General features: G+C 64.8%; 21 protein-coding genes. 6 read left to right on the forward strand and 15 right to left on the reverse strand.

Going from position 1 to position 24,866, the window contains the following annotated elements; translation table 11 throughout:
- Positions 1-22: 22 nt before the first annotated feature.
- A complete protein-coding gene (gene nfsB / locus CEJ45_RS13655) occupies positions 23-676 on the reverse strand; it encodes an oxygen-insensitive NAD(P)H nitroreductase (protein ID WP_088755641.1) in 654 nt (217 codons plus the stop codon).
- 195 nt (positions 677-871) lie between these two features.
- On the opposite strand from nfsB, the gene CEJ45_RS13660 reads away from it, so the two are divergent.
- Positions 872-1,777, forward strand: coding sequence for a LysR family transcriptional regulator (locus CEJ45_RS13660; protein ID WP_088755642.1), 906 nt, complete (start codon positions 872-874; stop codon positions 1,775-1,777).
- Positions 1,778-1,787: 10 nt separating this feature from the next.
- On the opposite strand, the gene CEJ45_RS13665 is transcribed toward CEJ45_RS13660, so the two are convergent.
- The 7 genes from CEJ45_RS13665 to CEJ45_RS13695 all read right to left on the reverse strand — a co-directional run bounded on the left by CEJ45_RS13665 (position 1,788) and on the right by CEJ45_RS13695 (position 9,816).
- Entirely contained in the window at positions 1,788-2,747 is a 960-nt protein-coding gene (locus CEJ45_RS13665; protein ID WP_088755643.1) for a DMT family transporter, read from the reverse strand.
- Between the two features lie 305 nt (positions 2,748-3,052).
- Positions 3,053-4,636: a methyl-accepting chemotaxis protein gene (locus tag CEJ45_RS13670; RefSeq protein WP_277622424.1), complete on the reverse strand. Its 1,584-nt coding sequence runs from the start codon at positions 4,634-4,636 to the stop codon at positions 3,053-3,055.
- A 188-nt stretch (positions 4,637-4,824) separates the two neighbouring features.
- Positions 4,825-6,249 (reverse strand): dihydropyrimidinase, encoded by a 1,425-nt coding sequence (gene hydA / locus CEJ45_RS13675; RefSeq protein ID WP_088755644.1) that lies wholly within the window; start codon positions 6,247-6,249, stop codon positions 4,825-4,827.
- A 114-nt stretch (positions 6,250-6,363) separates the two neighbouring features.
- On the reverse strand, positions 6,364-7,092 hold the full coding sequence (locus tag CEJ45_RS13680; RefSeq protein WP_088755645.1) for a maleate cis-trans isomerase family protein: 729 nt from the start codon (positions 7,090-7,092) through the stop codon (positions 6,364-6,366).
- An 11-nt stretch (positions 7,093-7,103) separates the two neighbouring features.
- A complete protein-coding gene (locus CEJ45_RS13685; protein ID WP_034330555.1) occupies positions 7,104-7,895 on the reverse strand; it encodes an ABC transporter ATP-binding protein in 792 nt (263 codons plus the stop codon).
- A 32-nt stretch (positions 7,896-7,927) separates the two neighbouring features.
- Positions 7,928-8,743 carry an ABC transporter permease gene (locus CEJ45_RS13690; protein WP_088755646.1) on the reverse strand — a complete coding sequence of 272 codons (816 nt, stop codon included), beginning with the start codon at positions 8,741-8,743 and terminating at the stop codon, positions 7,928-7,930.
- Positions 8,744-8,775: 32 nt separating this feature from the next.
- Positions 8,776-9,816, reverse strand: a complete 1,041-nt coding sequence (locus tag CEJ45_RS13695) for an ABC transporter substrate-binding protein (protein WP_167386304.1) — start codon at positions 9,814-9,816, stop codon at positions 8,776-8,778.
- Between the two features lie 339 nt (positions 9,817-10,155).
- Between CEJ45_RS13695 and CEJ45_RS13700 the strand changes: the two genes are divergently transcribed.
- The 5 genes from CEJ45_RS13700 to CEJ45_RS13720 all read left to right on the forward strand — a co-directional run bounded on the left by CEJ45_RS13700 (position 10,156) and on the right by CEJ45_RS13720 (position 13,932).
- The gene (locus tag CEJ45_RS13700) at positions 10,156-10,920 is read left to right on the forward strand and encodes a GntR family transcriptional regulator (protein ID WP_088755648.1); all 765 of its coding nucleotides are present in this window, start codon (positions 10,156-10,158) and stop codon (positions 10,918-10,920) included.
- A gap of 97 nt (positions 10,921-11,017) precedes the next feature.
- Positions 11,018-11,800: an enoyl-CoA hydratase gene (locus CEJ45_RS13705; protein WP_088755649.1), complete on the forward strand. Its 783-nt coding sequence runs from the start codon at positions 11,018-11,020 to the stop codon at positions 11,798-11,800.
- Positions 11,801-11,909: 109 nt separating this feature from the next.
- Positions 11,910-12,773, forward strand: coding sequence for a TorF family putative porin (locus CEJ45_RS13710; RefSeq protein ID WP_088755650.1), 864 nt, complete (start codon positions 11,910-11,912; stop codon positions 12,771-12,773).
- A 50-nt stretch (positions 12,774-12,823) separates the two neighbouring features.
- The gene (locus CEJ45_RS13715) at positions 12,824-13,231 is read left to right on the forward strand and encodes a hypothetical protein (protein WP_088755651.1); all 408 of its coding nucleotides are present in this window, start codon (positions 12,824-12,826) and stop codon (positions 13,229-13,231) included.
- Between the two features lie 104 nt (positions 13,232-13,335).
- Positions 13,336-13,932 carry a hypothetical protein gene (locus tag CEJ45_RS13720; RefSeq protein ID WP_241517342.1) on the forward strand — a complete coding sequence of 199 codons (597 nt, stop codon included), beginning with the start codon at positions 13,336-13,338 and terminating at the stop codon, positions 13,930-13,932.
- 18 nt (positions 13,933-13,950) lie between these two features.
- Here CEJ45_RS13720 and CEJ45_RS13725 read toward each other — a convergent pair whose 3' ends face one another.
- The 7 genes from CEJ45_RS13725 to CEJ45_RS13755 form a co-directional block, all read right to left on the reverse strand.
- Positions 13,951-14,661: a response regulator gene (locus CEJ45_RS13725; protein WP_088755652.1), complete on the reverse strand. Its 711-nt coding sequence runs from the start codon at positions 14,659-14,661 to the stop codon at positions 13,951-13,953.
- Between the two features lie 9 nt (positions 14,662-14,670).
- Positions 14,671-17,427 (reverse strand): sensor histidine kinase, encoded by a 2,757-nt coding sequence (locus tag CEJ45_RS13730; RefSeq protein WP_088755653.1) that lies wholly within the window; start codon positions 17,425-17,427, stop codon positions 14,671-14,673.
- Between the two features lie 90 nt (positions 17,428-17,517).
- A complete protein-coding gene (gene kdpC, locus CEJ45_RS13735; protein WP_088755654.1) occupies positions 17,518-18,129 on the reverse strand; it encodes a potassium-transporting ATPase subunit KdpC in 612 nt (203 codons plus the stop codon).
- Positions 18,130-18,158: 29 nt separating this feature from the next.
- The gene (gene kdpB / locus CEJ45_RS13740; RefSeq protein ID WP_088755655.1) at positions 18,159-20,354 is read right to left on the reverse strand and encodes a potassium-transporting ATPase subunit KdpB; all 2,196 of its coding nucleotides are present in this window, start codon (positions 20,352-20,354) and stop codon (positions 18,159-18,161) included.
- Positions 20,355-20,415: 61 nt separating this feature from the next.
- The gene (gene kdpA / locus CEJ45_RS13745) at positions 20,416-22,197 is read right to left on the reverse strand and encodes a potassium-transporting ATPase subunit KdpA (protein ID WP_088755656.1); all 1,782 of its coding nucleotides are present in this window, start codon (positions 22,195-22,197) and stop codon (positions 20,416-20,418) included.
- 1 nt (position 22,198) lies between these two features.
- Complete coding sequence (gene kdpF, locus CEJ45_RS13750; protein ID WP_088755657.1) at positions 22,199-22,288, reverse strand: K(+)-transporting ATPase subunit F; 90 nt, start codon at positions 22,286-22,288, stop codon at positions 22,199-22,201.
- A gap of 333 nt (positions 22,289-22,621) precedes the next feature.
- Positions 22,622-24,772: a diguanylate cyclase domain-containing protein gene (locus CEJ45_RS13755; RefSeq protein WP_241517343.1), complete on the reverse strand. Its 2,151-nt coding sequence runs from the start codon at positions 24,770-24,772 to the stop codon at positions 22,622-22,624.
- Positions 24,773-24,866 lie beyond the last annotated feature (94 nt).

Genomic DNA, 24,866 nt, shown 5'->3' on the forward strand with positions numbered 1-24,866 from the left:
TGATGCCGATGCGTGATGCCGATTACAGGTCGGTGAAGACCGTCTCGGCCGCCAGGCGCGACTTCGGCAGCTTGGCGTTGAAGTCATCGGCGCCGCTGTAACCGAGGCTGACCAGCACGACGCTGGTGAAACCCTTCTCGCGCAGGCCCAGTTCCTCATCCAGCACCTTGGCATTGAAACCTTCCATCGGCACGGCATCCACTTCCAGTTCGGCCGCGCCCAGGAGCAGCGTACCGAGGGCCAGGTAGACCTGCTTTTCCATCCAGTGCTGGGCATCCTTCAATTCATAGCGATGCAGGTTGCTGTAAAGCAGGCGCGAACCGCGCTGGCCGGCCTTGGCATCGGCGTTGACGAAGCGGCCGTCGGCTTCTTCTTTCTCCAGCAGGGCCTCCAGGTGCGGCTCGCTGATGCCGGTGCGGGCGCACAGCACCAGCACGTGCGAGGCGTTGAGGATCTTGGGCAGGTTGTAGGGATAACCGGCTTCGGCGGCCTTGCCGATGCGGGCCTTGGCGGCATCGCTGGAGGCCACCACGAAATGCCAGGGCTGCGAGTTCACCGAGGACGGGGCCAGGCGCAGCAGCTCGCGCAGTTCGGCAATGATGTTTTCGGGGATCTTGCGGCTGGGGTCGAAGGCCTTGGTGGAGTGGCGTTTGCGGGCGGCTTGGAGCAGGCTCATGGGGTTTCCTTGCGTTTAATGGTTTGGCGTTGAGCATTAAATTGCGCTTAATGCTCCTGAATTGACTGGTGCGGCTTGAATGACATCATCGGGCAGGATGCGGTTTCAAAAAAGAGGAGCGTGGCAGAAACATTTTCAAAAATAATTTGAAAGTAGAATGAGCGCTTTGATTCGTCTTCGTCCTCGTTCCCGCTCATGATCCGCCTGGAAGACCTCGCCATCTTCGTCTGCGCCGCCGACAACGGCAGCCTCTCCGCCGCTGCCCGCCAGCACGACGTCACCCCCGCCGTGGCCAGTGCCGCCATGAAGCGCCTCGAAGGCGAACTCGGCGCCCGCCTGCTGGCGCGCTCCACCCGCAGCCTGCGCCTGACGCCCGATGGCGAGCGCTACCTGCAATATGCCCGCAACGTGCTGGCCGAAGTCAATGCCGGACGCGATGCCGTGGCCCATGGCCGGCGCGTGGTCGGCGGCAACCTGTCGTTGTCGGTGCCCTCCGATCTCGGGCGCAACCTGATGTGCCAGTGGCTCGATGAATTCCTCGACCAGCATCCGGCCGTGAGCCTGCAGGTGCGCATCAGCGACCGCGTGGCCGACATGTTCCGCCAGCCGGTGGAGGTGGCCATCCGCTACAGCCCGCCGGAAGATTCCAGCCTGGTGGCCCTGCCCCTGGCCCCGGACAACCGCCGCGTGCTGTGCGCCTCGCCCGACTATCTGGCCCGCCACGGCCGCCCGCGCACGCCGGCCGACCTGCGCCAGCACAATTGCCTGCGCTATCTGCTCTCGGACATGCTGCATTCGCAATGGACCTTCTTCAAGGACGGCGCACCGATCCAGGTGCAGGTCAGCGGCGACCGCGTCTGCGACGATGGAGAACTGGTGCACCGCTGGGCCGTGGAAGGCCGTGGCATTGCCTACAAGTCGCGGCTGGACGTGCTGGCCGACCTGCGCAACGGAAAACTGGAAGCGCTGATGGAGGATTACCAGGGTGAGGCGTCGCCGCTGAACCTGGTCTGCACGCATCGCATGAGCCTCTCGCCCACGGTGCGTGCCCTGCGTGAATTGCTCGGGGAGCGCGTGGCGCGTTATCTCACCGATCGCTAGCCAGAAAACATCAAGCCTTGCTGAGCACGCGGCGCAAACTCAGCGACGGCAGCGCCGGCAACACCAGGCCCAGGCACAGCAGGCCCATGCCCAGCAGCAGGTCCGCCGAGAGCTTCTCGCCGAAGACCAGCGAAGACAGCGTCAGTCCCACCACCGGCACCCCCAGCATGCACACCGACACCGTCACCGGCGAGAGGCGCTGGGTCATCTGCAGCACGATCAGGAAGGTCAGCGCAGTGGCCAGCGGACCGGTGTAGGCGATCACGCCCCAGGAGTGCGGATCGGCCAGGAACGTCGGCGCGCCATCCACCAGCAAGGCCAGCACGCACAGCGGCACGGCGGCCACCAGGGTCTGCCAGGGCAGGAGGTCAAAGTCCAGCTTCACGCCCGGCGTCATCTTGATCTGCAGGATGTTCATGGCCCAGGACAGCGAAGCCGCACTCAGCATCAGGTAGCCGATCATGCTGTGCATGTCCGCATGCAGCAGTGCCGGCAGCACGATCACGGCCATGCCCGCATAGCTGCAGACGGTGGCCAGCGATTGCTGGGTACTCAGCTTGTGCTTCAACACCAGCGCTGCGCCCGGCACCACCCAGATCGAGGTGGCATAAGCGATCAGCGAGGCGCGGCCCGGCATGACGAAGTGCAAGGCGCCCGTCACCAGGGCCGTGAAGAGGCCCATCTGCAGCACGCCCACCCCGGCCACCACCGGCCACTCCTGGCGGGTGGGCAGGCGCAGCTTGCCGAGCGCTGCGGCGATGATGAAACTGAGGATCGCCGCCGACAGGAAACGGCTGGCCGCAAACCACAGCGGCGGGATGAACTGGCTGCCGAATTTCATCACCGGCCAGTTGCCGCCCCAGATGCAGATGGCCAGCACCACGCATACCAGGAACAGCCGGCTCATCGGCTGCGGCCGGGAGGAAGGGGTGCTGGCGGATCGGGCGGGTGCGGCAATGGCGGTGGACATCAGGGGCTCCAGAGGAAACGGCGCGCCGCAGCAGGCATGCTGCAGCGCATCCAAACGGCTCCCATGGTAGAGAAGAGGCGGCAGATAGTGCTGCCGTATTTGACGGGAGGAAACTCCCTGCACAGCACTTCATGCCGCGAAATTGCTGATTTGAAGATTATTTATCCGCGATAACGCATTTGGTGCAGCATGCACCACTCCGGCCCCATCGTCGCCCCATGCAAAAAGGGCGGCCTGCCGTCCCGCAGCAACCGCCCCGTATTTGGTCGAGTTGAAAGAAAAAGCGGCCAGGCGGTCGCCAAGCCTCAGCGCACGGCCAAGCCCGCCTGCCCCTGTCGACCCAGGGTGAAGATCCCGACCAGATTGACCAGCTTGTCCGCCTGCTCCTGCAGCGACTGCGCGGCGGCCGCAGCCTGTTCGACCAGGGCGGCATTCTGCTGGGTGGTTTCATCCATCTGGGTGATGGCTTCACCGACCTGTTCGATACCGGCGCTCTGCTCGTGGCTGGCGGTGGCAATCTCGCTGACGACCGTGGAGACGCCCTGGATGCTGGCCACCACTTCCTGCATGGTCTGCCCGGCCTGCTGCACCAGGTGCGTACCGGCATCGACCTTGCCCACCGAATCATCGATCAGCTGCTTGATCTCCTTGGCGGCGGCAGCCGAACGCTGCGCCAGCGAGCGCACTTCGGAGGCCACCACGGCAAAGCCGCGTCCCTGCTCACCGGCGCGTGCCGCTTCCACGGCGGCATTCAGGGCCAGGATATTGGTCTGGAAGGCGATGCCGTCGATGACGCTGATGATGTCCACGATCTTGCGCGAGGAGGCATTGATGGAAGCCATGGTCTGCACCACCTGGCCCACCACTTCGCCGCCCTGGATCGCCACCTTGGCGGCCCCCGAGGCCAGCTCATTGGCGTGCTGGGCATTGGCGGCGTTCTGCTTGACGGTGGAGGTCAGCTCTTCCATTGCGGAGGCGGTCTCCTCCAGCGAACCGGCCTGTTGCTCGGTGCGGTTGGAGAGATCCATGTTGCCGTTGGCGATTTCATCGACCGAGGTCTTGATGGAGGTGGTCGCGCCCTGGATGCCCTGCACGGTCTCGACCAGTCGGTCGCGCGTGTAGGCGACGGCCGCCACCAGGCTGTGCTGGTCGCCGCCGCTGGTGCGGATGGTGCCGGTGAGGTCGCCGCCGGCGATCTTGCGGGCCATCTCAGCCGCTTCGGCCGGCTCGCCGCCGATGGAGCGGAAGATGTTGCGCGAGACCAGCCCGGCGATGATGGACAGCAGCACGCCCAAGGCGACCAGCACCACCACGGCCTGCACCAGGGCGCGGCGGAAGTCGGCCTCGATGTCATCGGAATAGACGCTGCAGATCAAGTCCCAATTCCAGGGCTTGAAGCGCTTGACGAAGCCCATCTTGGGACTCGGTTTGTCGCTGCCGGGGCGCGGCCACCAGTATTCGAGGAAACCCTTGCCGGCCGGCGAGGCACCGGTGGCGGCGATCATCTTGTAGAGCTCGTTGCCCTTGGCATCCTTGAAGGACAGCATGTTGCGGCCATCGAGCTTGGTGTTGATGGGATGCATGACGATGGTGGAGTCCGCACCCACCAGGGTGGCATAGCCGTCGCCGGTGTAGCGCTGGTCGCGCACGCGGGCAATGGCGCCTTGCTGGGCTTCGGCGCGGGAGAGCTTGCCGTCGGCCTCCAGCTTGGCGAAACCGGCCACGGTGGTATAGGCCATTTCGGTCACGTCCTCCAGGCCGCGCTGGCGTTCGGCGATCTGCAGGTCACGGGTCTGGTAAGCGTGCCAGACGGAGAGGAACAGCAAGGCTATCCAGGAAAACACCAGGGGCAGCCAGAGTTTTTTCTTCAGCGAGAGTCGATTCATCATGGGCGTGGAGGCGTGGTCGTTATGGGAATGGCGAACGGAACGTCATTGGCGGGAATGACACGACCACGCGGCCCCAGCTTGCCGCCAGGCAATGCATGGCGATCCTCCCCCCATGCAGGTTACGGCTGGCAACACGCCCGCTAAAGGCCAAACTGACAATTAATCGATAAATTGTTTATAAATTCCTGTTAGCCAGGAATCTGCACCTTGGGCCGGGCCGGGTCCGGCAAGCCGCAGGGGAGGAATTGCCCGCGCCCAGGGGTGCCCAGCACCTCGCCATCGCGCCAGACGATCTCGCCGCGCGAGAGCGTGAGCACCGGCCAGCCGGTCAGCGACATGCCCTCATAGGGCGTGTAGTCCACATCGTGATGCAGCATGCTGTTGCGGACCGTGACCTGGCGATGCGGATCCCAGATGGCGATGTCGGCATCGCTGCCGATGGCAATGGTGCCCTTGCGCGGATAGAGGCCATACATCTTGGCCGGGTCGGTGGCGGTCAGCGCCACGAAACGGTTGAGATCGATGCGGCCGCGGCCCACGCCTTCGGAAAACAGGATGGGCATGCGCGTCTCCAGTCCCGGCGTGCCATTGGGGATGTAGCGGAACGGTACCTCCTTGCCGCCCGGCTTCTTGCCTTGCGGATCTTCGTAGCGGAAAGGCGCGTGGTCGGAAGAGAAGACCGTGAACAGGCCGCTGGCCAGGCCATCCCAGACATACTGCTGGTTGGCCTTGTCGCGCGGCGGCGGGCTGCAGATGCACTTGGCGCCGTGGTAGCCGTCATCGAGATGATCAGCCGTCAGCACCAGGTATTGCGGGCAGGTCTCGGCGTGGATGCGCAGGCCGTGACCGTGCGCCCAGCGGATCTGCTCGATGGCTTCACGACCGGAGACATGCACGATCAGGATGGGCACATCCACCAGCTCCGAGAGCGCAATGGCACGATGGGTGGCTTCGCGCTCGACCATCATCGGGCGCGAGTGGGCGTGATACTTCGGCGCGGTCAGGCCGGCCTCTTCCAGCTGCTCGGTGAGCCAGCCGATGCAGTCGGCATTTTCCGCGTGCACCATGACCAGCGCCCCTTCCCTGCGGGCCAGCGCCAGCAGGTCGAGGATCTGGCGGTCATTGAGCTTGAGATCGTCATAGGTCATGTAGATCTTGAAGGAGGTATAGCCCTCGCGCACCAGTTGCGGCAGTTCGTTCTTGAGCACCTCCTCGCTGGGGTCGCTGACGATCATGTGGAAAGCATAGTCGATCACCGCCTTGCCGTCGGCGCGGCGATGATAATCCTCCACGGCCGCGCGCAGCGAGCCGCCCTTGGCCTGGGCCGCAAACGGGATCACGGTGGTGGTGCCGCCGCAGGCAGCAGAGATGGTGCCGCTCCTGAAATCGTCGGCCATTTTGAGGCCCTCTTCCATGGGCTGGTCCAGGTGGCAATGCGCATCCACGCCGCCGGGCAGCACCAGCTTGCCGCTGGCATCGATCTCCTCGCGGCCGGGCGGCAGGCCCCGTCCCAGCATGGCGACCTTGCCGTCCTTGATGCCGACGTCGCATTGCATGATGTCGGAGGCCGTCGCAACGGTGCCGTTGCGGATCACCAGGTCAAAGCTTTCCATCCGTATTCCTTTCGAACAAGCGTGTATCACCCCGCGCCACCGGCATGCGCCGGGGCGTGAGACTGAAAATGAAAATGGAAAAGGCCGCCGGTGCGGCCGGTCCCTGCGTTGGTGCTAGCGCACGTCGCGGAACAGGCTGCCCCAGCCGCGAATGCGCGAAGGATCGGCACCGGCCTGCTGCAGCGATTTCCAGACCACGGTGGAGATGGTGTCGTAGATCGGGATGCCGACCTCGCGCTCCAGTTCTTCCACCAGCGGTGCACCGCGCAGGTTGGTGCAGAAGATGGTGATGGCCTGCGGTTTGTCCTTGGCCACTTCATGCACCATGGCGCGCAGCTCTTGCGCCCCCACTTCGGAGAAGGAGAAATTGTCCTGCTTGCGCAGGTGGCGTTCGGACACGCATTCCAGCCCCGAGGCCGCGTAGTTCTCGATGATGGCGGCCTGCACCTCGTCCAGGTAAGGGGTGACCAGCCCGAAGCGCTTCACGCCGGTGAGATCGAAGATCTCGTTCAAGGCCAGCACGGAAGTACAGGCCGGGATGCCGGTGGCTTCGGTGATGCGGCGGCACAGGCGTTCATCGGCATCGAAACCCAGCCAGCCCGAGGAGGTCCCGTTCCAGGCGATGCTGCCGACCTTGGCATGCGAGAGCAGTTCGGCGGCGCGCAGGATTTCGCTGTCATCGAACTGGGCCAGCGCCTGGTTGGACAGCGCGATCTCGGTCACGCGGAAGCGGCCGAAGTGGGCGCTGGCTTCAGGGATATCAGCCAGCATGGCGGTGGTGACCGGCTCCAGCGTGGTGTTGGAGGACGGCGTGAGCATGCCGAGCAGGGTGCGGGGGATCATGGGGTTTCCTTTCAGGCGGCCAGCAGGGCAGCGTCAGCATGGGCCAGCGCCGATTCCTCGCGGATCAGGCTCAGCACGTGGCGTTTGTACTGGTTGAATTCGGGTGTGGTGGTATCGCGCGGACGCGGCAGGTCGATGTCGATCAGCTCGCGCATGCGGCCCGGGCGATGCGTCATCACGGCCACCTTGGTGGCCAGGATCAGGGCTTCGTCGACGCTATGGGTGACGAAGACGATGGTGCCTTCGTAGCGCTGCCACAAGGCCACCAGTTCTTCCTGCATCTCCATCTTGGTCTGTGCATCGAGTGCGGCGAAGGGTTCGTCCATCAGGATCACCGAGGGGTTCTGCAGCAGCGCGCGCGCAATGCCCACACGCTGTGCCATGCCGCCCGAGAGTTCGCTCGGATAGTGGTTCTCGAAACCCTTGAGCTTGACCGTCTCGATGAAAGGCTGCGCCGCCGCGCGCCGCTCGGCTGCGCTCTTGCCCTGCAGCTTGAGCGAGAAGGCGACGTTGTCCCATACCGGCAGCCAGGGCATGAGGTTGGCCTGCTGGAACACCATGCCGCGATCGGCACCGGGGCCGGTGATGGGCTTGCCGGCGACCGTGACCACGCCGCTGGTCGGGAACTCGAAGCCGGCGATCATGTTCAGCAACGTGGACTTGCCGCAACCGGAGGGGCCGAGCAGGCAGAGGAATTCCTTCTTCTCCAGGCGCAGGCTCACGTGGTCGATGGCCAGCATGTCGGTGCCGCGCTTGCGGTCCTTGAAGACCTTGACGATATCGTTCAGTTCGATGAATGCCATGATGCGATGTCCTTGATCGTTGAGGTGCTGGTTCAGGCCTTGCCCTGCACGGTGGCCACGTGCTGCCAGCGCAGCATGGAATGCATGATCTGCTTGAGGATCCAGTCCGCCAGGAAACCGAGCAGGCCGATGCTGATCATCGCCGCGATCACCAGGTCATAGCGCAGGAAGTAATACGAATCCCACAGCGCATAGCCGAGCCCGCTCTTGACGGCCACCATCTCGGCGGTGACGGTGAGCATCCAGGCGCTGCCGATGCCGATGCGCAGGCCCGCAAAGATGCTGGGCATGGCCGCCGGCAGGATCACGAAGCGCAGCAGCTGGCCCTGCTTTGCACCGGCCATGGCGGCCGCGCGCAGCAGGTTGCGGTCGGCGGTTTTGACGCCGTGGACGGTATTCATCAGGATAGGGAAGAACGCCCCCAGGAACACCAGGAAGATGGCCGGCTTGTTGGCGATGCCGAACCAGATGATGGCCAGCGGAATCCACGACACCGGCGGAATCGGCCGCAGCATCTGCACCGTCGGTTCGATGGTGCGCTCGACCCAGCGCCACCAGCCGATGGCCACGCCCAGGGCGATGCCCGAGAGCGCGGCGATGAGGTAGCCCGCGGTCACGCGCAGGCAGCTGGCCATGGCGTCGTAGATCCATTTGCCGCTGCTGTCCTGGGCGGCTTCGTTGATGCCGAAGATCCAGTCCATCCAGGTGGCGAACACCCGCGAGGGTGCCGGCAGCAGGGAGGCCGGAATCACGCCCGAGCGGGAGAAGGCCTCCCAGAACAGCACCAGCAACAGCGGCACCGCAAAGCGCCACTTGGCTTCCGACAGGGATTGTTTCCATCCGCTCATGTTGATTCCTTCAATACTGGTGGGGTGCTGGATCAATAACCCAGTTCGGTCTTGGGCTTGCCGGTCACGCTCATCAGGAAGCTGTAGTCCATGTTCTTCTCGGCCAGCGCAGACACGTCGGTGGAAACGTATTTCAGGTCTTTCATCATCCCGGCGATGGCCTTGGTTTGCGTGCGGTACATGCGGTAGTCGGGATAGGCATTGTTGAGGGCTTCGGTGGCGATCTTGGGATCCAGGCCGGTGCCCTTGACGATGCTGTTGATCCAGCCCTGCTTGTCCTTCTGCAGGACATCCACCAGCTTGACCACTGCTGCCACCGTTTCCTTGACCGCAGCCGGTTGCTCCTTGATGACATCCGAACGCGTGACGATCAGGTTGGTCAGGCGCCCGGCCGCCTGGTCATACGGATACGCAAAATGCTTGCCAACCCCGGTCATGCGGATCTGCGACGCGAAGGGTTCGACCGAACAGATCAGTTCCACTTCACCGCGCGAGAGTGCAGCGGCGTGATCGGAAGGATTGGGGATGTTGACGAACTGCACGTCCTTGGAGGGATCGATGCCGTGACCGGCCAGTTCGCCCCGCATGTGCAGGTCCTGCGCATTGCCGCGCGAGGCGGCGATGCGGAAGGGCTTGCCTTCGGCCTTGTATTGCGCGATCAGCTTCTTGAGACCGGCCCAGTCATCCGAGGCCAGCTTGCTGTCCTTGCCCACCAGCATCTCCGAGCCGCCATTGACCTGGCCCGACACGGCCACCAGGTCAAAGCCCTTGTCCAATCCGCTGACGTAGGCCAGGTAGGTGACCTGGGCGATGTCCACGCTCTTGGACACCAGCGCGGTCAGGGCATCGCTGCCGGCGGTGAAGTTGATGCCTTCGATCTCCACGTTCTGGGCCAGCCCCGGCACCATGGCCATGGACATGCAATGCGCACACTTGGCGTAGGCCAGCTTGATCTTGGGCTTGGCCTGGGCCATGGCCGAACCGGCGCCCAAGGTACTGCAGGCCACGAGGCCGGCCAGGGCAAGCGCCTTGAAGAACAGGCCGGAGGGGGACTTGCGGACTTGCTGTTGCATGGTTTTCTCCCAGGTGGACAATCGGAATGAATTATTTTGTGACAATCCTGATTTCTATTGCCACCGTTTATGCAAAGCCTGTGCCAGCCGTGAAAGCGGATGTCGCAGCGCTTGGGAAAGCGCCTCAAACCCCTTTCGCATGGCGGGTTCTGGGAATTTTCCGCGATTGTCATTGCCGACGAGAAACAGGGGAGTCCGCACCAAAGCAAGCCAATTCCGCCAAGCCGGGGCACAACTTCGCCCCGCAAGAGTGCAACAGTAGGCAGCCAATTTTGTGACAATCAAATCCCACAATTTTCCGCTATCATGACGGGCAAACCAATGCCACTACAGAGACCCATGCGCCCGACTCCCGCCAGCAGCCCTCGCAAGAAACACAGCAAGCACGAGCATCCGGACAACAGCCCCCTGCCCGGCCAGGCCTTCAGCGTGCGACCGCTGGCGGGGGATGCGATCTATGAGCGCATCGTCGGCGCCATCATGGAACACCGCCTCACGCCCGGCACCAAGCTGGTCGAGGAGAAACTGGCCGGTATCTTCGGCGTGAACCGTACGCGGGTGCGTGAGGTGCTGGCGCGGCTGGCGCATGAGGGCCTGATCACGACCATTCCCAATCGCGGTGCCTTCGTGGCCAGCCCGACGCCGGAAGAGGCACGCAACATCTTTGCCGCGCGCCGCATGCTGGAACCGGCTCTGCTGCGCCATCTTTGCGAGCACACGCGTCCTGAACACATCGCGCTGCTGCGCGCCCACGTGGCCGAGGAAGCGCAGGCGCGCGCCAACAACGACCGCCGCGCCATCATCCGGCTGTCGGGCGAATTCCACATCCGCATCGCCGACATGGTGGACAACCCGGTGATGAGCAAGATGATGCGCGAGCTGGCATCGCTGACCTGTCTCATCATCGTGCTGTACGATTCGCCGACGGTGCCGGCCTGCACCCACGACGACCATGGCGACATCATCGATGCCATCTCCGCCGGCCGTACCGAAGAGGCGGTGGAGACCATGCTGGCGCACCTGCACCACATTGAAAGCGTGCTCGACATGTCCGCGCCGCAGGGTGAGGATGAAGACCTCGAGGCGTTGCTGGGGATGGTCTAGCGCCTTCCCCCTGCACGCGGGGCTCGCTTGAGTTAGTCTTCCGAGAAAGCCCGGCGCGACCATGATACGGGCGCCCATCACCTGTGGAGACCAGACCATGCAAGAGGCAAGCCAGGACCTGCTGCTACGCCATGATGCGCAGGGCATCACCACCCTCACCCTGAACCGCCCGGCGCAATTCAATGCGCTCTCGGAAGCCATGCTGGCGGCGCTGCAGGCGCAGCTCGATGCGCTGGAGCAGGACCCGCAGGTACGCTGCGTGATCCTGGCCGCCAACGGCCGCGCCTTCTGCGCCGGCCACGACCTGCGCGAGATGCGTGCCACGCCCGAGCAGGCGTATTACCAGCAATTGTTTGATCGTTGCAGCCGCCTGATGCAGTCCTTGCGTGCGCTGCCGGTACCCGTCATCGCCAAGGTGCAGGGACTGGCCACGGCGGCCGGCTGCCAGATGGTGGCTGCCTGCGACCTGGCGGTGGCCAGCGAGGGGGCGCGCTTTGCGGTCTCGGGCATCAACGTTGGCTTGTTCTGTTCCACCCCGGCGGTGGCCTTGACGCGCAACCTGCCGATCAAGCGCGCCTTCGAGATGCTGGTCACGGGCAAATTCATCGATGCCGACACGGCCGCGCAATGGGGGCTCATCAACCAGGCGGTGCGCGCGGACGAACTCGATGCGGCCACCGAAGCGCTGGCGCGGGAGATCTGCAGCAAGCCTGCCATCTCGATTGCGCGCGGCAAGGGCATGGTGTACCGCCAGCAGATGATGGCGCTGCCTGATGCTTACGCCCATGCAGCCGAGGTGATGGCCTGCAACATCATGGATGCGGAGGCGATGGAGGGGATACAGGCGTTTCTGGAAAAGCGGGCGCCGCAGTGGCAATGACCTGGTGCTTCTTTACATGAAGTTTACGGGACCGGGTTCAAGTTTTACCAGGATTAAACACCGGCGATTCTAAGCTTGCGGCTCTTCAACCCACGGAGCCACCAGCATCATGAACCGCCACACGCCACAACACATCGACTATCCCGCACAGCAAGACATGGCACCGCTGGGCCAGCGTCGCCTGCGCCGTGCGCAGCTGGCGGGCCTGGCCACGCTGGCCGCCGCAGGCGCTCTGCTGGCCATCGCCGTGATCGCACCGGTCCAGGCGCAGGAAGCAGCACCCGCCACGCCGGATGCCAACGCCTCGCCGCTGCACCTGGCCGGCAACATCGGCATCGTCAGCCAATACGTCTTCCGCGGCACCACCCAGACCAACCAGAAACCGGCCCTGCAAGGCGGCTTCGACCTGACCCATGACAATGGCCTCTATGCCGGTGTCTGGATGTCCAACATCAGCTGGATCTCGGACACCAATCCGGCCGCCTCGGCCAGCCTCGAAGCCGATGTCTACGGCGGCTGGAAACCGGCCCTCACCGATTGGCTCACCGGCGACATCGGCGTGCTGCACTACGCCTATCCCGGCAGCTACCCGGCCGGCATGACCAAACCCGATACCACCGAGGTCTACCTCGGCGTGGATGCCAAGTGGATCGCCTTCAAGTATTCGTACAGCACCGGCAATACCTTCGGCAATGCCGATACGCGCGGCAGCACCTACGCCGACCTCTCGGTGAACCATGAACTCTTCGCCGGCATCACCGGCCTGGCCCACATCGGCCGCCAGCGCTACACCGGCCCCAATGCCGCCAACCTCTCCTACACCGACTGGAAACTGGGCCTCTCGCGCGACTTCTCCGGTTACGTGCTGGGCCTGGCCTGGACCAGCAGCAATGCGCCCGCTGCCGGCTACACGCTGCGTGGCAAGAACATCGGCAGCAACCAGTGGATCGCTTCGGTCAACAAGAGCTTCTGAGTCCTGCCCGTCGCCTGACAAAAAGAATCATCACAAAGAGGTGCATCATCATGCGTAGCCGTCTGCACTGGAAACGTGGCGAGGATCGCCTCCACCCGCTCTCGCCGCGCCATCTCTTCCTGCGTACCGCCCAGCGCCGCCGCTATCGCTGCGTGCTGGTAGCGCTGCTGATCTTCGTGCTCTGCGCCAGCATGGCGCCCCTCACGCAGGCCGTGGCCCCCTATCGCTCGCCGGAAGACTACGGCCCCTCGCCGCAAGCCCTGCAGCATCGCAACGAATGCCGACAGCAGATCAGCGACTCCATGCCCGGGAAGATCGAGAGCGAGGAATTCGTGGCCCGTACCGACCACGAATACTTCCGCTACGTGGTGCGCCATGCGCTGCGGGAAGTTCTCTTCATCTGCGATGCGCGTACCGGCCAGATCCGCCGCCAGATCGATATCTGGGGGGATCTTTAGGTTCATATCGCGCTAGAACCGCCGTCCGGCGGGCATTCCCGTCTGGGCACACAGCCGGGCTGGACAATCGGGCGAGCTGACGGCAAGATGCGGCATCCTTATCCATGCCCCACTTGACCGACCTGCCCATGCAAGCCGACTACGCCACCATCCTGCAGTGGATCTACCTGTTCAATTCCCTGGCCCTGGCCCAGCTGGCCCTGAAGCAGCTGGGACGCCGCCGCAAGGCGCGCGCGCTGGAACAACGCTTTCGCGCTGCCCAGACCGCCGAATGGCGCAACACCGCACCGGACTTCATGCACGCGCGACTGGGCAGGCCCCATGCGCAGGAAGCGCGCGAAGACGGTGCCACGCTCTATCGTTGGCGCGGCGAACGGCACTGGCTGGAGGCGCTCTATCGCGAGGGCCGCTGCGAGAGCGTGGATGTGTCCGACCATCTGGAAGAAAGCTTCCCGACCGTCAATACCTACTTCAACTGCGCCGTGCTGGCCGCACTGGTCTGCGCCTGGAAATTCTCGGGACTGGCCGATGCGCCCGAGCTGCCGGTGGCCGCGGCGGGCAAGCAATACCTCGCCAACTTCATCGTCTTCCTGGCCGGGGCCTGGCTGCTCTCCTTCGTGCTCAAGCGCCAGCGCATGCTGTTGAACCTGGGCTGCATCGTGATGGTGGTACTGGCCCTGCCGCTGCTGAACTGGCCTTGAGGCCGGTTCACTCCAGTTTCATTCGGCCACCACGTCGGCCACCCGATAGCCCACGCCGATCTCGGTGAGGATATGCACCGGCTGGGCCGCATCGCGCTCCAGTTTCTGGCGCAGGCGCTGCATGTAGATGCGCAGGTAGTGGCCATCCTCCGCATGCGACGGCCCCCATCCGGCCACCAGCAACTGGCGGTGCGTGATGACGCGCCCTGCATCGCGCAACAAGGTGGCCAGCAAGCGATATTCAATCTGCGTCAGGTGCAGCGCCTCGCCATTGCGGCTCACGCTGCGCGCCGGCAGGTCCACCACCACCTCCCCGAGACGATAGCGGCCGCTGGACTTCCCTGCGCCTGACGCGCGCGCATGGCGGCGCAATTGCGCACGCATGCGGGCCAGCAGTTCGGGCATGCCGAAGGGCTTGACCAGGTAGTCGTCGGCACCGGCGTCGAGGGCTTCCACCTTTTCTGACTCCTGCGTGCGCGCCGAGAGAATCACGATGGGCACGCTGCTCCAGTTGCGGATTTCGCTGATGACCTGCTTGCCGTCGCCATCGGGCAAACCCAGGTCGAGGATGATGAGGTCGGGCTTGCGGGTCCCGGCTTCGGTAACGCCTTCGCGTGCGCTCTTGGCTTCATGGACGATGAAGCCCTCCTGTTCGAGCGCACTCCTGACCAGTTTGCGGATGTGCGGGTCATCTTCGATGAAGACGATGTTGCCTGCGTGTTCTTGCATGGGGTGTCCTTATTCTTCCGGCAGGGCGGGTTGCGTTTCCACCGGCAGCATGAAGCAGACGGTTGCGCCCTGCCCGGCTTCCTGCGGCGCGATCCAGATGCGGCCCTGGTGCGCCTCGATGATGGCGCGGCAGATCGCCAGGCCCAGGCCGACGCCGGGGGTGGACGATTCATTGTCGCCGCGCGTGAATTTTTCAAAGGCATGCTGCGTCATGGCCGGCGGGAAACCACGCCCGTGGTCGCTCACGCAGACCTTGACCTGGGGCTGGCCATCGCTGTCTTCCACATGCGCGCTGATGGCAATGGCACTGCCGGCCGGGGAATACTTGATGGCGTTCTCCACCAGGTTGGCCAACACCCGTTCAAGCAGCACGGCATCGACCCGCAACAGCGGCAGGTCGGGCGCGATGCGCGTCTCCACCTGGCGTCCTTCCAGTGCCTTGGACAGCAGGCGCAGGGCCGAGCCGGTCAATTCCTCCAGCGCATTCCATTGGCGATTCAAGGTCACCACGCCCGCCTGCAGGCGCGCCATGTCCAGCAGGTTGTTCATCAGCCCGACCATCTTCTGCGACTGTTCGCTGATGGTACGCGCCATGGCGCGGGCGTCCTCATCCAGGCGCTCGTTGGCGGCCAGCACGTCGGCGCTGCCCACCAGCGAGGTCAGCGGCGTGCGCAGGTCATGCGAGATGGCCGAGAGGAGCGAATTGCGCAGGCGTTCCGATTCCATCGTCACCAGCGCATCCTGGGCTACCTCGGCATAGTGCAGGCGCTCGATGGCCATGGCGATCTGCGAGCAGAAAATTTCCAGCATCTGGCGATTCTCGGGCAAGGCCAGTTGAGCGGCAGCCAGTTGGCGCTCCTCTTCACTGGCGCCCTCGATGGCAAACGCCAGCACGCCGCGCGTGCGCATGGTCGCCGTCAGCGGCAGGTACAGCGCCGCAGCCGAGGGCAAGGTCGCCGTGCCCTTGCCGGCAGCCTGGCCGTTGTCGTAGACCCATTGCGCCACGCCTGCATCCACGCTCTTCAAGACGTGCGGACCACCGCTGTCCTGCTCGGGCTCGGCCAGGCGCAACTGGTCGGCGCTGTCGGGCAGGAAGAAGGCGATGCGCGCACCGAACACGGCGGCCAGGTGACGGCGGCCGATTTCCAGGATCTGGTCCAGCGTCAGCAGCGCCGACAATTCCTTGCCCAGCATGTAGAGATTGGCGGCCCGTCCTTCACGCTGCATGGCCACGCTGGCCTGGCGGCGCAGGCGCGCGGTGAGCGAGCTGATGAACAGCGACACCGCCAGCATCACCGCCAGCGTCAGCAGGTACTGCGCATCGGAGACCGTGATCGAGAAGCGCGGATCGACGAAGAAAAAATCAAAGGACAGTACCGACAGCACCGACACCAGCGCCGAGGCCGCACGGCCATAGCGCATCGCCACCAGCATCACGCCGACGAGGTAGAGCATGATGACGTTGGCCGGATGCAGCTTGCCATCGAGCACGAAGGCCAGCGTGGTGGTGACGGCGCAACTGGCCAGCGCCCACAAGGTGCCGCGCGTGCGGCGGCGACGCGTGAGCAACGCTTCGGCGGCGCTGGCGGCGCTGTCGGTGCCGGACTGTTCCTGCTGCACGCGGGTGCGGCTGCGGGCGATGGTGTAGAGGTCGATCTCACCGCCGCTGCGGGCGATGCGCTGGGCCAGGGTGCCACGCGGCCAGCGCAGCAGCTGGCGCAGGCCGCCCGCTTCCTGGCCGATCACCAGCTTGCCGGCATTGCGGCTGCGGGCGAATTGCAGCAGCGCAACGGACAATTCCTCACCGCTGATGCTGGCCGTTTCCGCGCCCAGGGATTGCGCCAGTTTGAGATAAGAGACTACGCGCTCGCGCGCTTCCATCGCCTGGCGCTGGCCCGGCAGGTCCACGTGAACCGCCAGCCACTCGGCCTGCAGCTTGGCAGCCAGGCGCGCGGCTTCGCGGATCAGGCGTTCCTCGCCGGCACCGCTGCCGACGGCCACCACGATACGCTCGCGCGCCTGCCACAGCTGGGCAATGGAGCGGTCGGCGCGGTACTGTCGCATGTCCGCATCGACGCGGTCGGCGGTACGGCGCAAGGCGATCTCGCGCAGCGCGATCAGGTTGCCTTTGCGGAAGAAATGGCGCCCGGCCTTTTCGGCCTGCTGCGGCAGGTAGACCTTGCCCTGCTGCAGGCGGGCCAGCAATTCATCGGGCGGGATGTCCACCAGCATGACGTCGTCGGCTTCATCGAAGACATGGTCGGGCACCGTCTCGAAGACGCGGATGCCGGTGATCTGGCCGACCACGTCGTTGAGGCTTTCGATGTGCTGCACGTTGAGGGTGGTGTAGACATCGATGCCGGCGCGCAGCAGTTCATCGATGTCCTGCCAACGTTTGGCATGGCGCGAGCCGGGCACGTTGGAGTGCGCCAGTTCGTCGACCAGGATCACGCCGGGCTGGCGTTCCAGTGCGGCATCCAGGTCGAACTCGGGCAACTGCCGATCGCGGTACGGCACCATGTGCATGGGCAGGCGCGTGAGACCGGCGAGCTGGGCCTCGGTCTCGGCGCGGCCATGGGTCTCGACCACGCCGGCGATCACATCCGTGCCTTGTGCAGCCAGCGCCTGGGCGGCTTCCAGCATGGCGAAGGTCTTGCCGACACCGGCCGAGAAGCCGAAGAAGATCTTCAGGCGGCCGCGCGCCTGGCGCTCTTCGTCGCGCATCACGCGTTCCAGCAGGTCGTCGGGGTCGGGGCGGGTGTTCATGTCGGGCGTTCAGGGTTGGAGCATTGTAGTGGCAAAAAGCCGGTGGCACGCGGGTTGCGTGCCACCGGCCATGCTGCAGGCAGCAGGGGATTACTTGACCGCGTCCGCCTTGGGCAAGGGCGCCGCCGCATCCAGCGCCAGGTTCAGCTTGAGCACATTGACGCGCGGTTCCCCGAACAGGCCCCATTGCGGCGCCTCGCTGTTGACGCGCACCAAGGCACGCACCTGCTCCAGGGTGATGCCGCGCGCACGGGCCACACGGCCGGCCTGGTACTCGGCCGCAGCCGGGCTGATCTGCGGATCCAGGCCGCTGGCCGAGGCCGTCAGCAGGTCGATGGGAATCGCCCCCTTGTTGTCGGGGTCGGCTTCCTGCAGGGCCTTGGCGCGGTCTTCAGCGGCTTGCGTCAAGGCCGGGTTGGTTGGTCCCAGGTTGCTGCCGCCGGAGGCCATGCCATTGTTGGGGAAGGTACCGGCCGCCGAAGGACGGCCCCAGAAGTAGGCCGGGCTGGTGAAGTTCTGGCCGATCAGTTCCGAACCGACCACCTGGCCTTGCCGTTCGATCAGGCTGCCATTGGCCTGCTGCGGGAAGAAGGCCTGCGCCAGCGTGGTCACCAGGAGCGGATACAGGCCGCCCAGCAGCACACCCAACAGGAGGAAGAGCGTGATGGCCGGACGCAGCGGATGGGGAGTCGAGGTTTTCATGTGACTTTCCTTGAGAGTCGTAATCGGGTTCAGACCAGGCCGAAGGCGGTCAGCAGCAGGTCGATCAGCTTGATGCCCACGAACGGCACCACCAGGCCACCGACGCCATAGATCAGCAGGTTGCGGCGCAGGAGCACGGCCGCGCCCAGGGCGCGATAGCGCACGCCACGCAGGGCCAGCGGGATCAGTCCCACGATCACCAGCGCATTGAAGATCACCGCCGACATGATGGCCGAATCGGGGCTGGACAGATGCATCACGTTGAGCGCGCCCAGCTGCGGATAGCTGGCCACGAACATGGCCGGGATGATGGCGAAGTACTTGGCCACGTCATTGGCGATGCTGAAGGTGGTGAGACTGCCGCGTGTCATCAGCATCTGCTTGCCGATCTCGACGATCTCGATCAGCTTGGTCGGATTGGAGTCGAGGTCGACCATGTTGCCGGCTTCCTTGGCCGCCTGGGTGCCGCTGTTCATGGCCACGGCCACGTCGGCCTGGGCCAGCGCCGGGGCGTCATTGGTGCCGTCGCCGGTCATGGCCACCAGCTTGCCTTCGGCCTGGTGCTGGCGGATCAGGGCCAGCTTCTGTTCCGGCGTGGCTTCGGCGAGGAAGTCATCGACCCCGGCTTCGGCGGCGATGGCCGCGGCCGTCAGGCGGTTGTCGCCGGTGATCATGACGGTCTTGATGCCCATGCGGCGCAGTTCGCCGAAACGTTCCTTGATGCCGCCCTTGACGATGTCCTTCAACTCCACCGTACCGAGGATGCGGATCGGTGCGCCCTGGTTGATCACGGCTGCCTCGTTGTTCCATTCGATCACCACCAGCGGCGTGCCGCCACGGCGGGCAATGGCTTCCACATCGCTTTCCACCTGGGCCGGCAGGCGCTGGTCGGCCGAACGCACCAGCTTGCGGATGGCGTCGGCTGCGCCCTTGCGGATGCGGCGCGTGCCGATGTCGATGCCCGAGACACGGGTCTGCGCCGAGAAGGGAATGAACTCCGCGCCCAGGTTGGCCATCTCGCGTTCGCGCAGGTTGAACCGGTTCTTGGCCAGCACCACGATGCTGCGGCCTTCCGGCGTTTCATCGGCCAGCGAGGCCAGTTGGGCGACGTCGGCCAATTCGCGCTCGGCCACGCCGGGAGCCGGCATGAAGGCGGCGGCCTGGCGGTTGCCCAGGGTGATGGTGCCGGTCTTGTCCAGCAGCAGTACGTCGACGTCACCGGCGGCTTCCACCGCACGGCCGGAGGTGGCAATCACGTTGGCCTGCATCATGCGGCTCATGCCGGCCACGCCGATGGCCGAGAGCAGGCCGCCAATGGTGGTCGGGATGAGGCATACCAGCAGGGCGATCAACGCCGTCACCGTGACCGGCGAACCGGCACCGGCGGCGGTGACCGAGAAGATCGAGAACGGCAGCAAGGTCACCGTCACCAGCAGGAACACCAGCGTCAGCGCCACCAGCAGCAGGGTCAGCGCCAGTTCGTTGGGGGTCTTCTGGCGGCGGGCGCCTTCGACCATGGCGATCATGCGGTCCAGGAAGGCTTCGCCCGGATTGACCGACACGCGCACCACGATCCAGTCCGACAGCACGCGCGTGCCGCCGGTGACGGCCGAGAAGTCGCCGCCGGATTCGCGGATCACCGGCGCCGATTCGCCGGTGATGGCGCTCTCGTCGACAGTGGCCACGCCTTCGATGACGTCACCATCGGCGGGCACCGTATCGCCCGCTTCGATGAGCACCAGGTCACCCTTGCGCAGGCTGCCGCCTTCGACGACTTCACACTGGACGGCGGCCGCAGCTACGCCGCCGCGTGTCTGGTCGCTGCTGCGCAGCTTCTTGGCCATCACGCTCTTCTTGACGCCGCGCAGGGCAGCGGCTTGCGCCTTGCTGCGGCCTTCGGCCAGCGCTTCGGCGAAGTTGGCAAAGAGCACCGTGAACCACAGCCAGGCAGCAATGGCGAAGATGAAGCCAGCCGGGGCCTCACCCTTGCCGGTGACGGCCTGGATGAACAGCAGCGTGGTCAGGATGCTGCCGAGGTAGACCACGAACATCACCGGATTGCGCCATTGCACGCGCGGCGACAGCTTGCGGAAAGAATCGGCCAGGGCCGGCTTGACGATCTTGGGATCGAACATCCAGCGCGCAGTCTGCGCGGCGGAAGGAAGGGCATCGGCCGGCACGGCTTGGGTGCTGGCAGCCGGAGTATTGCTGGAAGGGGTAGTCATAAGGGTATCCGTTGCGGGTTGCTCTGCCGGGCGCAGCGCCCGGCAGAATCCATCCAATCATTTACATCGCCATCATCTGCAGGTGCTCGACCACCGGTCCCAGCGCCAGCGCCGGCACATAGGTCAGGGCACCGACCAGGATCACCGCACCGATCAGCAGCGCCACGAACAGCGGGCCGTGCGTGGGCAGGGTGCCGGAGGTAGCGGCGAGGCGCTTCTTGCCGGCCAGCGAACCGGCCATGGCCAGCACCGGCACGATGATGCCGAAGCGGCCCAGCCAGGTGCAGAGGCCGGTGGTGATGTTGTAGTACGGCGTGTTGGCCGAGAGCCCGGCGAAGGCACTGCCGTTGTTGTTGGCGGCCGAACTGAAGGCGTAGAGGATTTCCGAGAAACCGTGCGCCCCCGGGTTGGCGATACCGGCCAGGCCCGCTTCGACCATCACCGAGATCGCCGTGAAGATGAGCACCAGCGCCGGGGTCATGAGGATGGCGATGGACATCATCTTCATGTCGAATACGCCGATCTTCTTGCCCAGGTATTCGGGCGTGCGGCCGATCATCAGGCCCGCGATGAACACCGCCAGTACCGCAAAGATCAGCATGCCGTACAGGCCCGAACCCACCCCGCCGAAGACCACTTCACCCAGCTGCATCTGCAGCATCGGCACCAGTCCACCCAGCGGCGAGAGCGAGTCGTGCATGGCATTGACGGCACCGCAAGAGGCGGCCGTGGTGACGGAGGCGAACAGCGCCGAGGCCGGGATGCCGAAGCGGGTTTCCTTGCCTTCCATCATGCCGGGACCGGAAGCGTGCAGCGAGGCCAGCATCGGGTTGGGCTGCGACTCCGCAACCATCAACACCAGCGTCAACACCACGAACAAGATCGTCATCGAGGCCAGGATGGCCCAGCCCTGGCGGCGGTCGCCGACCAGCACACCGAAACTGGTACAGAGGGCGGCCGGGATGATGAGGATGGCCAGCATCTGCAGGAAGTTGGTCAGCGGCGTCGGGTTCTCATACGGGTGCGCCGAGTTGGCGTTGAAGAAGCCACCACCGTTGGTACCGATCATCTTGATGGCTTCCTGGGACGCCACCGGCCCCATGGGCAAGGTCTGCTTGTCGGTGCTTTGCGCTTCGGTCACCGGTTCGCCCTTGGCATCCTTCAGGGGCTGGCCTGCAGCATCCAGCTTGGGCACGGTGTAGTGGGTCACTTCCAGCGTCTTCACGTCCTGGTAGGAACGGAAGTTCTGGATGCTGCCCTGCTGCACCAGCACCAGCGCGAACACCACCGACAGCGGCAGCAGCACGTAGAGCGTGCTGCGGGTCATGTCGACCCAGAAGTTGCCGATGCCCTTGCTGCTGTGGCGGGCAAAGCCGCGGATCAGGGCGAAGGCAATCGCGATCCCGGTGGCGGCCGAGAGGAAGTTCTGCACCGCCAGTGCAGCCATCTGGGTCAGGTAGCTCATGGTGGCTTCACCCGCATAGCCCTGCCAGTTGGTGTTGGTGACGAAACTGAGCGCCGTGTTGAAGGACGAATCCGGGCTGACGTTGGCCAGTGCGGCCGGGTTCAGCGGCAGCCATTGCTGCACGCGCTGCAGCAGGTAGACCACGATCAGGCCCAGGAAATTGAACAGCACGGCCGCGATGGCGTACTGCTTCCAGTCCATCTCGTGCTCGCGGCTGATGCCGCAGAGGCGATAGAAGACGCGCTCGATGCCGCCGAAGAGCCGGTTCACGCGGGACTTGCCTTCCATCACGCGGGCCATGTACCAGCCCAGCGGCAGGGAGAGCACCAGCAGGACGGCCAGGTAGAGACCGAGCTGGAGATAATTGTTGCTGTCCATGTCAGAAATCCTCCGGCTTGATCAGGGCGTAGACCAGGTACAGCAGGAGGGCGATGGAGACCACCAGCCCCAGCAGGGTCATGAGGTTCATTTCTTCTCCCCTTCCTGCCGTTCCAGACGGCTGCACAGGGCGATGAAGCCCCACATCGAGAGGCCGCAGACGAGCAGCATGCCTATGTAGAGAAAATCCGTTTGCAACATTTCCCACTCCATTGTTGACGTTGTTGTTCGCTTCCAGGGACGGAAAACGAGACAGTCGAACGATAGGGAAAGCAGCATCAAATCCCGGTAAATGTTTGGCGCGGGAGCGTAAACAAACCGTAAATGAGACGGTGCGCCTCGTCAGCAATGACGCAGCGGCAGAGGAAGAAAAAAGGAAAGGATGACGGAAAGGAAAAAGCCGGGCGGGATCGCCCCCGGCGGATCAGGCGTCGCCTGCGCGCCCCAGTTCGACGCGGTTCTTGCCCAGGCGCTTGGCGGCGTACATGGCCTTGTCGGCCATGGACAGCAGTTCCTCGGGGCCGACTTCGCCATCCAGGTTGGGCTGGTAGACGGCCACGCCGATACTGCTGGAGATGTTGACGGTGGAGTGTGTCAGCTGGAAGGGTTCGCGGATGGTCACCAGGATCTTCTCGGCCACCATCACGGCATCTTCCTGGGTCTGCAGGTTCTCCAGGATCACCACGAACTCGTCACCGGCCAGGCGCGCCACGGTATCGACATCGCGCACCGAACGCTGCAGGCGGCGCGCGAACTCGATGAGCAGCTCATCGCCCGCTTCGTGGCCATAGCGGTCATTGACCCCCTTGAAGCCGTCGATGTCCATGAAGAACAGAGCCAGCAACTGGTCGGCTCGGCGCGCCCGCATCATGCCTTCGGGCAGGCGGTCGCTGAAGGCACGGCGGTTGGGCAGGCTGGTCAGCACGTCGGTCAGGGCCAGTTCGCGCATCTGGTCGCGGAAGGCCAGGCGCTCGGTGATGTCGTGCAGGAAGGCGATGAACAGGTGGCCGCTCTGGCGCTTGACATGGCCTACCGTGATCTCGATGGGCAGCTCGTGGCCGTCGTGATGCAGGGCCTGCAGCTCGATGCGGTTGTTGATGACCACGCTGGTGCCATCCTTGAGGAACTGCGCCATGCCGCGATTGTGGGCGCCGCGCATGTCGGGCGGGATGATCAGTTCGGCCATGTCGCGGCCCATCACCTGGTCGCGCGGCCAGCCCAGCAGCAGCTCGGCCTGGCGGTTCCACTCGACCACGTGGCCGTGCTCGTCGGCGGCGATGAAGGCATCCTGGGCGTTTTCCAGGATGGCGCGCAGCTCAGCCGCGCTTTCTTCCAGCTGGATCTGGTTGGCCTGCTGCTGGTCCAGTGCTTCCTGCAGGGCGCTGGCGGTCTCGTGCAGGCGGCTGGTGCGCTCGGCCACGCGCTGCTCCAGGCTCTCGTTGAGGGAGCGCACTTCGCGCAGGTAGGTCTCTTCGCGCTCGACCATGTTGACCAGGGTCGAGGAGAGCAGCTGGATTTCGCGGTAGCTGTTGATCTGGGGGATAGGCACGTCGGGTCGGCCGGCCGCACGCAGTTCCAGTGCCGCCGACAAGGCATTGATGGGCCCCACCAGGCGCCGCGTGAGCAGGATGGCCAGCAGCACCAGCACCACGCCGGAGAGCGCACCCACCACGATGACGCGCTTTTCCAGGTCGCGGAAGGCTGCCAGGGCCACCGTCTCGGGTTGGCGCACGATCACGCTCCAGTGCAGCTTCATGCCGCCCTTGACACCCGTACGGGCGTAGCCGCTGACGTAGCGGCGGCCATCGGGTCCGGTCTCGATGACCGAACCACCGTTGTCGGCCGCCTGCGCGGCGCGCACGCTGGGCGTGTCGAGCTTGGTCTCTTCCATGCCCTTGGGGCCGAGGATGACGGTGCCATCATCGCGCACGATGATGACCTCGACGTCGTAACGATTGCCGGCCGGATCCAGCAGCTTGGCGGCGATGTCGCGCGCCCACGACCAGGACAGGTGCAGGCCGACCACCCCGAGGTAATGGCCGTCCAGGTCATGCACCGGGGCCGACAGGTCGACGAAACGCCAGGGATTGGATTGCGGCGGGAGCTTCTGCGCCAGCAGCACGGCCGGATGGAAATCGGCAGCGTATTCGCCCTTGCTGCCTTCCTGGAACCAGGGACGCTGGGCTACGCTGGCGCCTTCGAGCAGGCCATTGGTGGCCACCATCACGGTGCCCTCCGGATTGGCCAGGCCGATCCAGGCGTAATGCGGCACATTGGCCTGCAGTTCGTTGAAGACCCGGCGCACCCGCGGCAAGTCGCGGCCGGCACGCACCGACGGCCGCTGCACCAGCAGGCGCAGGTCGATTTCGCGCTCCCGCATGCCGCGCTCCAGCGCGTCCTGCATCTGCCAGGCCAGCTGCTTCATGCGCGTTTCGCTTTCCGAACGCGCATAACCGCGGGTGAACTGATCCACCAGGATCAGTACCGACACGGTCGTGATGAGCACGGTAATGACCACCCCCAGCGTAATCAGTGAAGACAGATTGGGCGGGGATGGGGCTTTATTCTTGTTCAATTCAGACAAAATTGCGACGCGGCTTGATGCATGACGGCTCCCCTGTGAACCGCATAGGTTTACGGCATCTTGCCAGAACAGCTATGGTTTTTCA

Origin of the sequence: Herbaspirillum aquaticum (assembly GCF_002213425.1) — a bacterium.
Classification (GTDB): Bacteria; Pseudomonadota; Gammaproteobacteria; order Burkholderiales; family Burkholderiaceae_D; genus Herbaspirillum; species Herbaspirillum aquaticum.